Annotated in this window: 11 protein-coding genes; 2 read left to right on the top strand and 9 right to left on the bottom strand. The window is 71.1% G+C overall.

Translation table 11 applies throughout. From position 1 onward, the window contains the following. Nucleotides 1–65: 65 nt before the first annotated feature. The 4 genes from ACFWFR_RS11515 to ACFWFR_RS11500 form a co-directional block, all read right to left on the bottom strand. A complete protein-coding gene (locus ACFWFR_RS11515; protein WP_377623051.1) occupies nucleotides 66–1,562 on the bottom strand; it encodes a dicarboxylate/amino acid:cation symporter in 1,497 nt (498 codons plus the stop codon). A 508-nt stretch (nucleotides 1,563–2,070) separates the two neighbouring features. Continuing rightward, complete coding sequence (locus ACFWFR_RS11510; RefSeq protein WP_377623050.1) at nucleotides 2,071–2,463, bottom strand: hypothetical protein; 393 nt, start codon at nucleotides 2,461–2,463, stop codon at nucleotides 2,071–2,073. A gap of 77 nt (nucleotides 2,464–2,540) precedes the next feature. Further along, the gene (locus tag ACFWFR_RS11505) at nucleotides 2,541–4,568 is read right to left on the bottom strand and encodes a penicillin-binding transpeptidase domain-containing protein (protein WP_377623049.1); all 2,028 of its coding nucleotides are present in this window, start codon (nucleotides 4,566–4,568) and stop codon (nucleotides 2,541–2,543) included. 183 nt (nucleotides 4,569–4,751) lie between these two features. Further along, entirely contained in the window at nucleotides 4,752–5,957 is a 1,206-nt protein-coding gene (locus ACFWFR_RS11500) for a MalY/PatB family protein (RefSeq protein WP_191805408.1), read from the bottom strand. A 69-nt stretch (nucleotides 5,958–6,026) separates the two neighbouring features. Between ACFWFR_RS11500 and ACFWFR_RS11495 the strand changes: the two genes are divergently transcribed. Continuing rightward, entirely contained in the window at nucleotides 6,027–6,263 is a 237-nt protein-coding gene (locus tag ACFWFR_RS11495) for a hypothetical protein (protein ID WP_377623048.1), read from the top strand. Nucleotides 6,264–6,290: 27 nt separating this feature from the next. Here the strand turns inward: ACFWFR_RS11495 and ACFWFR_RS11490 are convergent, their stop codons facing one another. The 5 genes from ACFWFR_RS11490 to ACFWFR_RS11470 all read right to left on the bottom strand — a co-directional run bounded on the left by ACFWFR_RS11490 (nucleotide 6,291) and on the right by ACFWFR_RS11470 (nucleotide 10,405). Beyond that, the gene (locus ACFWFR_RS11490; RefSeq protein WP_377623047.1) at nucleotides 6,291–7,130 is read right to left on the bottom strand and encodes a DedA family protein; all 840 of its coding nucleotides are present in this window, start codon (nucleotides 7,128–7,130) and stop codon (nucleotides 6,291–6,293) included. Between the two features lie 169 nt (nucleotides 7,131–7,299). Continuing rightward, nucleotides 7,300–8,991, bottom strand: coding sequence for a polyamine aminopropyltransferase (locus ACFWFR_RS11485; RefSeq protein WP_377623046.1), 1,692 nt, complete (start codon nucleotides 8,989–8,991; stop codon nucleotides 7,300–7,302). A 2-nt stretch (nucleotides 8,992–8,993) separates the two neighbouring features. After that, complete coding sequence (locus ACFWFR_RS11480; RefSeq protein WP_056647350.1) at nucleotides 8,994–9,218, bottom strand: DUF350 domain-containing protein; 225 nt, start codon at nucleotides 9,216–9,218, stop codon at nucleotides 8,994–8,996. Nucleotides 9,219–9,311: 93 nt separating this feature from the next. After that, the gene (locus tag ACFWFR_RS11475; protein ID WP_377623045.1) at nucleotides 9,312–10,049 is read right to left on the bottom strand and encodes a hypothetical protein; all 738 of its coding nucleotides are present in this window, start codon (nucleotides 10,047–10,049) and stop codon (nucleotides 9,312–9,314) included. Then, nucleotides 10,049–10,405: an S-adenosylmethionine decarboxylase family protein gene (locus ACFWFR_RS11470; RefSeq protein ID WP_377623044.1), complete on the bottom strand. Its 357-nt coding sequence runs from the start codon at nucleotides 10,403–10,405 to the stop codon at nucleotides 10,049–10,051. The genes ACFWFR_RS11475 and ACFWFR_RS11470 overlap by 1 nt, the downstream gene beginning before the upstream one ends. Before the next feature lie 275 nt (nucleotides 10,406–10,680). On the opposite strand from ACFWFR_RS11470, the gene ACFWFR_RS11465 reads away from it, so the two are divergent. Beyond that, nucleotides 10,681–13,026, top strand: a complete 2,346-nt coding sequence (locus tag ACFWFR_RS11465; protein WP_377623043.1) for an arylsulfatase — start codon at nucleotides 10,681–10,683, stop codon at nucleotides 13,024–13,026. The last annotated feature ends 34 nt before the right edge of the window (nucleotides 13,027–13,060 follow it).

Genomic DNA, 13,060 nt, shown 5'->3' with positions numbered 1-13,060 from the left:
GGTGTCGTCGATGCGGCGCATCGACTTCACCTGCTCCGCACTCGGCGGGAGGGTGGGGCGTGGCGTCAGCGCGCCCCGACCAGCTCCTCGTCGGCGGCCGAGGCCGCAGGCTCGTCGGACGCGTTCGCGGCGGCGGTCGGGGTGGCGGCCTCGTCGGCCGAGTCGCCCTCGTCATCCGTGAACAGGTCCTCGACGTTCACGCCCTCGTACTGCTCGAGGTCGAGGATGCCCTCACGCTTGGCCACGACGGTCGGCACGAGCACCTGGCCCGCGACGTTGACCGCGGTGCGGCCCATGTCGAGGATCGGGTCGATCGCGAGCAGCAGGCCCACGCCCGCGAGCGGCAGGCCCAGCGTCGACAGCGTGAGCGTGAGCATGACGATCGCGCCGGTCAGGCCCGCGGTCGCCGCGGAGCCCACGACGGACACGAACGCGATGAGCAGGTAGTCCGTGAAGGACAGGTCGATCCCGAAGAGCTGGGCGATGAAGATCGCGGAGATCGCCGGGTAGATCGAGGCGCAACCGTCCATCTTGGTGGTCGCGGCGAGCGGCACGGCGAACGACGCGTACTCGCGCGGGACACCGAGGTTCCGCTCGGTCACGCGCTGCGTCACGGGCAGCGTGCCGATCGAGGAGCGCGACACGAACGCGAGCTGGATCGCGGGCCAGGCGCCCTTGAAGTAGCTCGTGATCTTCAGGCCGTTGGTCCGCAGGATCACGGGGTAGACGACGAACAGCACGAGCGCGAGGCCGATGTAGATCGCGGCGGCGAACGTCGCGAGCGGGGCCAGCAGGTCCCACCCGTACGTCGCGACCGCGTTGCCGATGAGGCCCAGCGTGCCGAGCGGCGCGAGGCGGATGATCCACCACAGGACGGTCTGGATGATCGCGAGCGCCGAGCGGTTGAACGCGAGGAACGGGTCGGCCTTCTTGCCGGACTTGAGCGCCGCGATGCCGATGATCAGCGAGATGACGACGATCTGGAGCACGTTGAACGAGATCGAGGTGCTCGCACCGCTCACGGCGCCCTCGACCTGCTCGATCTGCGTGCGTGCCCCGATCCCCAGGAAGTTGCTCGGGATGAAGCCGTTGAGGAAGTCGAGCCAGGACCCCGAGCCGCCCGGCTCGCTGCCGTCGGCCGCCGAGAGCGTCGTGTTGGCCCCCGGCTTGAGCACGAGGCCCAGGCCGATGCCGATCACGACGGACACGAGCGCCGTGATGGCGAACCACAGGATCGTCTGGCCTGCGAGGCGCGCGGCGTTGGTGACGTTCCGCAGGTTCGCGATCGACGCGACGATCGCCGTGAAGACGAGCGGCGGGACGATCGCCTTGAGGAGCGTCACGAACGACGAGCCGATCGTCGACAGGGTCGTCGTGAGCCAGTTCGGGACCTCGTCGGGGGTCCCGGCACCGGACGCGGGACCCATCGAGAGCGCGGCCCAGCCGAGCAGCACGCCCAGCACGAGCGCGACGAGGATCTGGACCGTGAAGGACGGCGCCTTCAGGCGGCGCTTGGGCGCGGGGGCACCGTTCGCGGACTGATCCGGCGCGGCGGGGGCCACGGCCTGCGAGGAGGAAGAGGAGGAGGGCACGGTTCTGCTTTCTTCGTCACGGGCGCGTGGGGCGCCCAGGGATCGCGAGCATCGCGAGAGGGAGGGAGTGCAGTCGTCCCGGCCCGGCGGAAGGAGGATCCCGACGTCGGGGTCGCGAGGACGCGGGCCCGTGCGGGTCGCGCGCCTCGTGCGCAGCACGACCGGGGCGGGTCCGTGCAGCACGGGCTCGCGGCGGGCACGCCGAGGTCAGGAGGGTGGGGAGGACTGCTGTGCGGGCCGTGGGGCCCAGCGGTTCAGTGGGTCAACAACAGAGCGCGCTGGCGACTCGTCGCAGATCGACGTCACGGCGCGCGGTGAAGTTCCACCGGTTCAGCAAGGATTCGACTCCCGTTCGGGCCGGTCCGAGGACCGGCGGTGCGGGCGATCGTCGCCCGCGGCTACCGATAGTAGCCGAGGAAGGAACGTCGTCGAACCCTGGGTGTGTTCCCTGGGACGAGGCGGCCTCTCCGCAGGTCGGCTAGGGAGCCTCGATGCGCAGCTCGGCCAGGGCGTCGGGGACGGGCGACCGCCCGGGCCCACCCGCCCGCACCCAGCCGTGGAGCGTCTCGCTCGCGACGTCGCCGGCCAGCCTCTCGAACCAGACCGGCCCCGCCTCGCCCCGCGCCTCGGGTGCCGGGCGCACGACGACCACGTCCCCGCGCTCGCACGCGTCGAGGCAGTCGACGAGCGTCAGCCCCGCGTCCCCCGTGCGGGCGATCGCCTCGACGCGGGCGAGCTGTCCGCCCGGGAGCGGGTCGCCCGCACCGAGCGTCTCGCCCACGCACAGACGGCAGACGGTCAGGCCGGGGACGGTCCTGCGGGGGCGTCGCGTCGTGCGTCCTCCGCGGTCGGTCGCGTCACCCTCGGTCATCGTCTCGTTCCCTCGCACTGGTCGGCCACATACCCCCATGAGGTATCCAGACGCCAGCCTAGCGCGTCGAGCCCGCGCTACTCGCCCGTGTTCGGTGCATCCAGGAACGCCTGCATGAGCGGCCCGGCCGTGCCCGAACCGCTGTCCCCGGTCTCGACGAACACCGCGACCGCGAGGTCGCCCTGGATCGCGATCATCCATGCGTGCGCCTGGCTGCCGTCGCCGTACTGGGCCGTACCCGTCTTGGCCGCGACGTCCCCGGGCAAGGTCTTGAGCGCGACCGCGCTCCCGTCGGTCACGACCGAGCGCATGAGGCTGAGCAGGGTCGCGGCCTCGTCCGCGGTGAGCGACGACGGCGTCGGGGTCTCGTTCGCAGCAGCGGTCACCTCGGGACGGACCAGGACGGGCGAGACCCGTGCGCCGTGCGCGACGCTCGCGGCGAGCGTCGCCATGCCGAGCGGCGACGCCTCGACCTTGCCCTGGCCGATGATCGAGGCGGCGTGCTCGGTCCCCTCGGCCGACGCGGGCACCGAGCCGAAGAACGCGGGGGCGCCCAGCTCGGACTCGACGCCCAGGCCGAGGTCCGCGGCCGCGTCGTGCAGGGCCTGCTGCGTGACGGCGTCGCGCTGGGAGATCATCGCGGTGTTGCACGAGTTGGCGAACGCGGTGCGGAAGGGCACCTCGCCGAGCGCCGACGTCGGGTAGCCCGGGACGTTCTGGAACTCGCGCCCGTCCACGGAGAGGGTCGGCGTGCACGACACGACCGACTCCGGGGTGAGACCCGTGCGGAGCATCGCGAGCGCCGAGGCGACCTTGAACGTCGAGCCGGGCGCGTACTTCCCGGTCGTCGCGGTCGAGGTCCCGTCCCCTCCCGGGCCGCTCGCGGCGGCCAGGACGTTGCCCGTCGAGGGCTCGATCGCGACGATCGCGCTCGCCGAGGGCACCCCGGCCAGGACGGACTCGGCCGCGACCTGCATGTCGGTGCGGAGCGTCGTGGCGAGCGGCACTCCCGCGACGGGATCGACCGTGAAGACGTCGGTCACGTTCTCCACGGGGTCCGGCTCGCCGTCCAGGTCGGTGTCCTCGCCCGTGTCCTCGCCCGCGCTCCCGTCCGCGACGATGCTCACGGTGATCCCCGGGTTCCCGCGCAGCTGGACGTCGTACTGCCGCTGGAGACCCGACAGCCCGACCGTGTCCCCCGCCACGACCTTGCCCTCCGACTCCTCGACGGCCTCGGCGGTCGCGTCCCCGACACGGCCCAGGATGGCGCGCGCGAACGTGCGGGTCGGCGCGAGGTCGAGCGTCCCGGGGATCACCGAGGCGCCGTCGACGGCCTGGACGGACGCGACGTCGATGCCCGCGGTGTCGTCCTGGCGGACCACGATGGCCTCGACGAACGCCTTGTCGCCCGCGCCCGCGACCTTCTGCGCGTACGCCTCGACGTCGATCCCGACCGCCGCGGCGACCTCGCGCGCGACCGCGTCCTGGCGGGCCGGGTCGAGGTTCATCTTGTCGACCCCGATCCGGTGCACGGGCCGCGGTTCGACGACGGGCGCGCCGTCGCCACCGAGGATCTGCCCCCGCTCGGCACGCACACGCGTCACGGCCAGCCGGTCGCCGTCGGCGAGACCGGGGACCAGGACGTCGGGCTCCCAGGCCACGGCCCACCTCGCGGGCCCGTCCTCGCCCTTCGCGGGCTCCTGGAGCGCCAGGTCGACGGTCGTCTCGTAGGTCCAGGGGGCGGCGTCGGTGACCTCCCAGCTGTACGCGAGGGTCGCGGTGGCCGCCTTGCCCTTGTCCTCGCCCTCGGCGACGACCTCGACGTCGGCCAGGGTGACCGTGTGCTCGACCTCCGCGAGGGGCTCGAGGACCGCGTCCCGGTGGGCTGCGACGTCAATGTTGGCCTGGGTGAACGTGACGCCCTCGAAGTCGCCCTCGGAGATCGCGGTCGCGAGCGCCTCGGCCGCGTCCTCGGCACTGGGTGGGTCCTCGGTGCACGCCGTCAGGACCAGCGCGAGGGTGGGGACGAGGAGGAGGGCACCGAACCGCACGGGTACCCGCGCTCCGGTCGACCTCGTGCTCCGGCGCTGCTGCTCGAGACTCACGTGCTCCCCCTCACGGTGTGCCGGTCGGAGACCGACAGAAACGGCGATCCGGGCGTCGTCGCCCGGAGCGAGGCTAGCCCACCGGGCGCGGACGGGCGTCGTCGGGCACGGCCCTGCACCACCGCACCCCCGAGCCTCCACACGATCCCCGCGGACGCCGCGCCGCTGCGGCGCGGGCCCCGCTCACCGTCCGGTCGAGGCGTCCTTCGCGGCCTGCCCCATGCGGCGCACGGCCTCGGTGAGCACCTCCTGGTTGGTCGCGAGGTTGAGGCGCACGTGCCCGGCGCCGCCGGGTCCGAAGTGTCGCCCGTCGTTGAGCGCGACCTTGGCCCGATCGAGGAAGAACCGGTAGGGGTCGTCGGCGACGGACGACGCGTCGAGCCACGCGAGGTAGGTGCCCTGGGTGGGCTCGTAGCGGACCTGGGGCAGGTGCTCCTCGAGGAGGTCGGCGAGGAGCAGCTTGTTGCGCCGGATGCCGCGCAGGACGGCGTCGAGCCAGACGGTGCCCTGGGTGAGCGCCGCGACGTGCGCGATCACGGACACGTGCCCGACGCCGTGCACGACCTCCTCGGGGATCCGCCGCAGGTCGTCCGCTGCCTCGGGGCCGCCGACCGCGACCGCGGCCTTGAGGCCCGCGAGGTTCCAGGCCTTGGAGGCCGACAGGACCGCGATCGAGTCCTCGGCGCCGGCCACTGTCACGATGGGTGTGTAGGCCACCCCGGGCGCGGTGATCGGCGCGTGGATCTCGTCGGACACGATCCGCACCCCGTGGCGGCGGGCCAGCGCAGCGAGGCCCTCGAGCTCGGCGCGCGTGTGGACCGTGCCCGTGGGGTTGTGGGGGTTGCACAGCAGGTAGACCGCGCGGCGACCGCTGCCGGGGCCGGTCCCGTTGAGGGTCGCGCCGGTCGCGTCGGCGAACGCCGCGTCGAGCGCGTCGAGGTCGAGCCGGAAGTCCGCGGTGAGCGGCGCGGTGACGATGCGGCGTCCCTCGTTCTGCGTGAACCCGAAGAAGGGCGGGTAGACGGGCGGGCTGACCACGACCGCGTCGCCCGGCCCGGTGAGCACCTTGAGGACCTCCATGAGGCCGAGCATGACGTCGGGCACCATGCGCGTGCCCTCGGGGTCGAACGACCAGTCCCAGCGGCGCTTGGCGAGGTCGGCGAGGGCCTCGGCGTAGGTGTTGCCGTAGTCGTACCCCGTGTCCCCCGTACGCATCGCGGCCGTCACGGCCTCGATCACGGGAGGGGCGAGCTCGACGTCCATCTCCGCGACCCACAGGGGCAGGACGTCAGGCGCGTAGGCGCGCCACTTGAGGCTGGTCCGACGGCGGAGCTCGTCCTGGGTGAGGGCGTCGAGCGGGTTGTCGGTGGCGAAGGGCGAGGTGGTCACGGATCGAGCCTACGTCGGGGCCCGCGCGCCGACCTGGTACCGAGGTGCCAGGGCCACTACGTTGTCCGGATGGGCTTCCTCGGGTTCTACTCCGCGCTGATCCTTCTGTACGTCGTGGTGATCGCCGTGGTGGCCGTCCTGGCGATCTGGGCGCTCGTGCTCACGATCCAGCTCCTGCGGAGCGTGCTGGCCGAGCGCAAGGTCCGGGAGGCCGCAGCGACGCGTGTCGCGTACCCGTCGTCGGCGCCAGCACCGGCACCGACGGAAGCGGCGGGATACGGTCCGGCGCCCGACCGAGTCGACTGACCGGCACGCCCCGCCCGAGCCGGCAGCTCAGCCGTCCGTGCGACGCCCTGCACCCACCCGGGACCGCTCGAACACGTCCCTGGGCAGGGCGAGCGTCGTCGTGGGGGTCTTGGTGCGCTGGGCCGCGCCTTCCTCGGGGACGGGCGCGCCGTCGTCGGGCGCGTCCGGGGCGAGGCCGCGCGCGTGCGCGGGCGGCGCGCCCCCGAGGACCGCCCTCGAGACCCGCATCACCACGAACGCGAGCACCGCGACCGCGACGGCCGCGATGACGATCTTCTGCAGGACGCCCGCGTACTCCTCGACGAGGTGCCAGCTCTCGCCCAGCGCGTAGCCCGCTCCCACGAAGATGCTGTTCCAGATGAGGCTGCCCGCGGTCGTCAGGACCACGAACTTGGGGAGCGGCATACGGTCGACCCCGGCCGGGAGCGAGATCAGGCTCCGGAAGATCGGGATCATGCGGCCGAAGAACACCGCCATGCTGCCGTGCTTGTGGAACCAGGCCTCGGTGCGGTCGACGTCCTTGAGCTTGACGAGAGGCAGCCACCCGATGATCTTGCGCGTGCGCTCACGGCCCACCAGGACGCCCACGTAGTACAGGGCGATCGCCCCCACGAGCGAGCCGATCGTCGTCGCGACGATCGCCGCGAAGACGTTGAAGCTGCCCCGGCTCGCCGTGAACCCGGCGAGCGGCAGGATGACCTCGCTCGGCAGGGGCGGGAAGAGGTTCTCGAGCGCGATCGCGAGCCCTGCTCCGAACACACCGAGCGTCTCCATGAGGGACACGGCCCACCCGGCGACACCCCCCAGGTCGGGTTCGCTCGCGGCGGCCGCGTGCACGAGGTCGGCGGGCAGGATCGAGAAGGGCATGCGCAGACTGTAGACGCCGAGGACCGGACAATTCGAACTCGGGCGTGTCACGTGTGGGGGACGTGCAGGACTGCCGCTGAGTGCGGAGTTCTTGTGCGACACGCCGGGCGTTTCGCGCAAGAACTCCGCACTCAACGGCGGGTAGCAGGGACCGGCAGCAGGCGGCGGTTCAGTACCGCCAGCGCGACATGTCCTGCTGGTACGTCCGGTAGATCAGGGGCGAGAGCAACGTCGAGGGCTTCATCTCGACCTCGGGTCCCGGGTGGTCACCCGCGAGCGTCGCGGTGGCCCGCAGCGAGTCGAGCGTGTGGAAGCGCAGCCCCTCCGGGAGGGGCGTGGCGCCGAAGAGGCGCGCTCCGCCGTCGGGCCCCAGAGCCCCGGCAGCCTCACCCTGCCCCGGCGCGGCCGGGAGCGACAGGACGAACCCCCACTCCCCGAACGACGGCACGTTGACCGACAGCGGCACCACGGTCCGTCCCGGTGAGCCCGCGCGGACGGTCGCCGCGACCTGCCAGTAGGCGTTCGGCGTGAAGTACGACGACGTCGCCTGGGTCGCGTACACGCCCCCGGGCCGCAGGCGGTTCGCGACCATGGCGTAGAACTCGGTCGAGTAGAGCTTGGCGATGCGCTCGTTCGACGGGTCGACCAGGTCGATCAGGACCGCGTCGAACGTCTGGTCCGTGGTGTCCATGAACCGGAACGCGTCGCCGTTGACGACCGTGACTCGCGGGTCGTCGAACGAGTGCTCGTTGAGCTCGCTCACCAGCCGGTCGGTCCGCGCGAGCTCGGTCACGGCGGGGTCGAGGTCCACGACCGTGACCTCCTGGACGCTCGGGTAGCGCAGGACCTCGCGCGCGAGCAGCCCGTCCCCTCCCCCGAGGATCGCCACGGACGCGGGCGCGGCGACCGACGTGAGCGTCGAGTGCGCGAGCGTCTCGTGGTACCTCGCCTCGTCGACCGACGAGAACTGGAGCTGGTCGCTCAGGTAGAGCCGGACGTCGTCGCCGAAAGTCGTCAGTACGAGCTTCTGGTAGGACGTCGACTCGTAGTGGACCACCGGGTCCTGGTAGAGCCGCGTGTTGATCGCACCCTCGATCGCGCTCGACGCTGCGAAGCACACCACGAGGAACACCACCGTGACCCAGCTGAACCAGGTCCAGCGCGTGCGCCGCCCCATTCGCCGCAGCATGAACACCGCGACCAGCACGTTGAGCAGCGCGACCGCGTACGCCGTCCGCATGAGCCCCAGGTACGGGAGCATGACGAACGGGAAGAGCAGCGACGCGGCGAGCGCCCCGAAGTAGTCGACCGCGAGCACCTTCGACAGCAGGCCGACCGACTCGTCGCGCCCGTGCTCCTTGAGCAGCGCGACGAGCAGCGGGATCTCGACGCCGATCCCCACGCCGATCGCGAGCGAGAGCAGCACGAAGACCAGCCAGTACACCTGGGTCATGCTGAACGCCGCGTAGAGGATCAGGACCGAGCTTCCGCCCAGGAGGGCGAGCGCGACCTCGTTGCGCACGAAGTTCAGGCCCGGGTTCGTGGCCAGGCGCGTCGCGAGCAGCGACCCGATCCCCATGCCGAACAGCGTCAGGCCCGTCGCGACGGAGAACGCGACGACCGAGTCGCCGAACAGGTAGGAGGCGGCCGTGCCGAGGATCAGCTCGTAGATGATCCCGCCGACCGCGACGAGCAGCGCGGCCGCGAACACGGTCGGCTTGTCCATGCTGCGGCCCGACGGCAGCGCTGCGCCCGGGAGCGGGGCGGCGCCCGGGAGCGGGGCGGCGCCCGAGGGCGGCTCGCCCGAGGGGGGCTCGCCCCCGGTGAGCGGCGCGGTCTCCGTCTGCGTCTCGCCGGCCACGGTCAGGAGAGGATCGTCCCCGCGATGATGATCCCGATGGCGATGGCCAGCCCGGCGATCATGATCCCGAAGGCCGTGTTGTGCTCGTCGACGAGCTCGCGGTGCAGGTTGAGCTTGAACAGGTAGTTGACGATCACGATCGTCAGGACGAGCAGGACGATGCCCAGGACCGAGTAGACGATCGTGGACAGGAAGGCGTCGAGGCGCAGCTGGTCGAGGATGCTCATGGTTGCTCCAGGTGGTCGGCGGGTCGGTGAGGACGGGTCGTGCTGAAGGTCTGGGGACCGGCGCGCCAGGCGCCGGGCGGTGTGCGGGCCCGGTTACTTGCCGAGGCCGCCGCCACCGCCGCCGTAGACCGAGCGGCGGTAGCAGGTCTGGTCGTCGTCCTGGGAGACGACCTGGTCCGACGGCGCGGCCTGCTCGACGGAACGCGGCGTGCAGTAGGTGTCGTCACGCGGGCCGCACGAGCTGAAGAGCATCGTTGCGAGGACCCCGATCGCGAGGAACGCGCCGACGAGCTTGACCGAGACGTTCCGCGGCGCGACGCGCTTGCCGAAGTGGGCCTTCTGCCCCGCGACGTCCAGGACGGTGCCGTGGTAGAGGTCGATGATGCGGTCGTCGAACTTCTCGAGCGAGAGCACCATGTCGTTCGTGCGCAGCTCGGCGTAGGCGACGGGCTGCCCGACCGTCAGGTCGTACGTGAACGACCCGTCGAGCGACCGGATGGTCCCGACGCCCGCCTCGGTGACCGTGGTCCGGTAGGTCCGGCCGCTCAGGGTGACGTTGACGACCTGCCCCTTGCGCAGGCGCGAGGGGTCGAGGTGCTCGGCGCTCTCGGCCGGGCGGTAGAGGGTCACGGCCTTGGTGTAGTGGTCGTACTCGACCCAGAAGTCGAGGTTCTCGTACCCGAGGACCTCCCACTCCTCCCAGTAGTACGTGACGCCGTCGCTGGGGTCCTGCTCGCCGTAGACGACGACGCCCTGCGGCAGCGAGCGCCACGGCGGCGCGCCGATCAGGTGCTTGCCGAGCGTCATGCGCGCCTTGGGTCGGGGCGCCATCAGAGGAGGGTCCGGACGGTCACGCCTGCGGCGGAGAAGGTCTCGCGCAGCAGGCTGCGCGTGTCCTCCTCGAAGGTGCCCGACGACGGAGCGCGGCACGTCGTGAGGGTCAGGTAGGCGGTCCCTTCCTCGGGCCACGTGTGGACCGCGAGGTGGGACTCGGCCAGGAGCGTCGCCATGCTGAACCCCTGGGGGGCGAACCGGTGCGAGGTCTCACCGAGCGGGGTGAGCCCCGCACGGTCGACGACCCGGGAGATGCAGGTGCGGACGGTCGTCTCGTCGTCCAGGAGCGCGGGGTCGCCTCCGGAGACGTCGAAGACGTAGACGAGGTTGCGGTTGACCTGGTCGGTCGGCACGTGATCTCCCTGGGCTGGCTGGCCGGGTCACGCTAGCGGACGCCCGACGTTCCCGAAAAATGCGGACGCACCCTGGGACACGAGCTCACCCGGCCGCTCGCCGAGCGCGGTCGCCCGTCCAGGCCTAGCGTGAGTGACCGGGGCCACGGCGCGGACGCCGACGGCCCTTGCACGTCCGCTCCTGCAGTACCTCGACGTACCGCACGACTCGACCATCCGGTCCGGCGCCCGGCCTCGCGTGCCACCCTCCGGACCAGCGACGACACGGAGGCGACATGACGAAGAAGCCGTTCAGCGGGGAGATCAACCTGGACGTCCGGGACTCGACCCCGGACTGGGATGCGTTCCTCCCGCCCAAGGCACCGGCGGGTGCGCCCAACGTGCTCGTCGTGCTGTACGACGACACGGGCATGGCGTCGTGGTCGCCCTACGGCGGGCGGATCAGCATGCCGACCATGGACCGCCTCGCCCGCGACGGCCTCACGTACTCGCAGTGGCACACGACGGCGCTGTGCTCGCCGACGCGCTCGACGTTCCTGACCGGCCGCAACCACCACCTCAACGGCTTCGCGACGATCTCGGAGTCCTCCACGGGGTTCCCGGGGTACAACTCCCACATCCCCCCGTCGAACGCGACCATGGCGCACGTCCTGCGGGACGCCGGCTGGTCGACCTTCTGGGTCGGCAAGAACCACAACGTGCCGATCGACGAGTGGACCGCGGGGGCCTCGAAGAAGAACTGGCCGCTGGCCCAGGGGTACGACCGCTTCTACGGCTTCATCGGCGGGGAGACCAACAACTGGTACCCGTCGCTCGCCGAGGACAACCACTACATCGACCAGCCGTACCTGCCCGAGGACGGGTACCACCTGTCGAAGGACCTGGCGGACCAGGCCCTCAAGATGATCCGGGACGTCAAGCAGACCGAGCCCGACAAGCCCTGGTACATGTGGTTCTGTCCTGGTGCGAACCACGCACCCCACCACGCACCCCAGGAGTACATCGACAAGTACAAGGGGAAGTTCGACGACGGGTACGAGGCCTACCGCGAGTGGGTCCTGCCGCGCATGATCGAGCGGGGCATCCTGCCCGAGGGCACGGCGCTCACCGAGCTCAACCCCATGCCCGACGGAACGTTCTCCCCGACGGACGAGGTACGGCCATGGGCGTCGCTGAACGACGAGGAGAAGCACATGTTCTCCCGGATGGCCGAGGTGTTCGCCGGGTTCAGCGAGTACACCGACGCGCAGGTCGGTCGCGTGGTCGACTACCTCGAGGAGTCCGGTCAGCTCGAGAACACGATCATCGTGTACTGCGCCGACAACGGCGCCTCCGGGGAGGGCAGCCCGAACGGCTCGGTCAACGAGGGCAAGATCTTCGGCGGCTACCCCGACGACGAGGCGCAGAACCTCACCATGGTCGACAAGCTCGGCACCCCCGACACGTACAACCACTACCCGACCGGGTGGGCGGCCGCGTTCTCGACGCCGTACAAGATGTTCAAGCGCTACACCTACCAGGGCGGGGTCGCCGACCCCCTGGTCATCCACTGGCCTGCGGGCATCGCGGCCAAGGGCGAGGTCCGCCACCAGTACCACCACTCGACCGACATCGTGCCCACGATCCTCGAGGCCTGCGGCGTCGAGTTCCCCAGCACGTACAACGGTGTCGAGCAGACCCCGCTCTCCGGCGTCTCCATGGTGCCGTCCTTCGGCGCCGCCCCCGACGCGCCGACGAACAAGCAGACGCAGTACTACGAGATGTTCGGCCAGCGAGGGATCTGGCACGAGGGCTGGAAGGCCGTCACGGTGCACGGTCCGGTGAGCGGCAAGGGGCACTTCGACGACGACGTGTGGGAGCTCTACCACACCGAGGTCGACCGTTCGGAGTCGCAGGACCTGGCGGCGCAGCACCCGGAGAAGCTCGAGGAGCTCAAGGCGTTGTGGCTCGAGGAGGCCGAGAAGAACGACGTCCTGCCCCTCAACGACCTGCAGATCATCGGCAACCCCAAGGACTTCGAGACCTTCGTCGCCATGGAGTTCCACCAGCCCGCTCCGCCGAGCGGTCGGTTCGTCTACTACCCGGGCACGTCCGAGGTGCCCGAGCGCTCTGCGGCCAACACGCACGGCGTCTCGTACAAGATCGCGGCCGAGGTCGAGCTCACGCCCGACTCGCAGGGCGTGATCTTCGCCCACGGGTCGCGATTCGGCGGGCACGCGCTCGTCATCAAGGACGGCCAGGTGCACTACGTGTACAACTTCCTGGGCATCCCGCCCGAGGACCGCGTCTCGGCGCCTGTGCCGACCTCGGGCAAGCACATCATCGGCGTCGAGTTCATCAAGGAGGGCATGGGCGAGAACCGCGAGGGCGTGGGCCCGGTCAAGCTCTACATCGACGACCAGCAGGTCGGGGAGAAGCGCATCCGGACGATCCTGGGGCACTTCTCGCTCTGCGGCGAGGGCCTGACGATCGGGCGCGACAGCGCGGACCCCGTCTCGTCGTTGTACGGCTACGGGTTCGACTTCACGGGCGGCGAGATCGCTCAGGTCGTCTTCGACATCGCCGACGACGCCTACCTCGACCTCGAGGCGCACCTGGCAGCCGCGATGTCGCGCGACTGACCCCACCGTGCGCCCGGGGCGGTCGGCCTGATGC

Origin of the sequence: Oerskovia sp. NPDC060287, assembly GCF_042726775.1 — a bacterium.
GTDB classification, from domain to species: Bacteria; Actinomycetota; Actinomycetes; order Actinomycetales; family Cellulomonadaceae; genus Oerskovia; species Oerskovia merdavium.
Note: the sequence above shows the minus strand (reverse complement) of the source record. Positions and strands in the feature narration are given on the sequence as shown.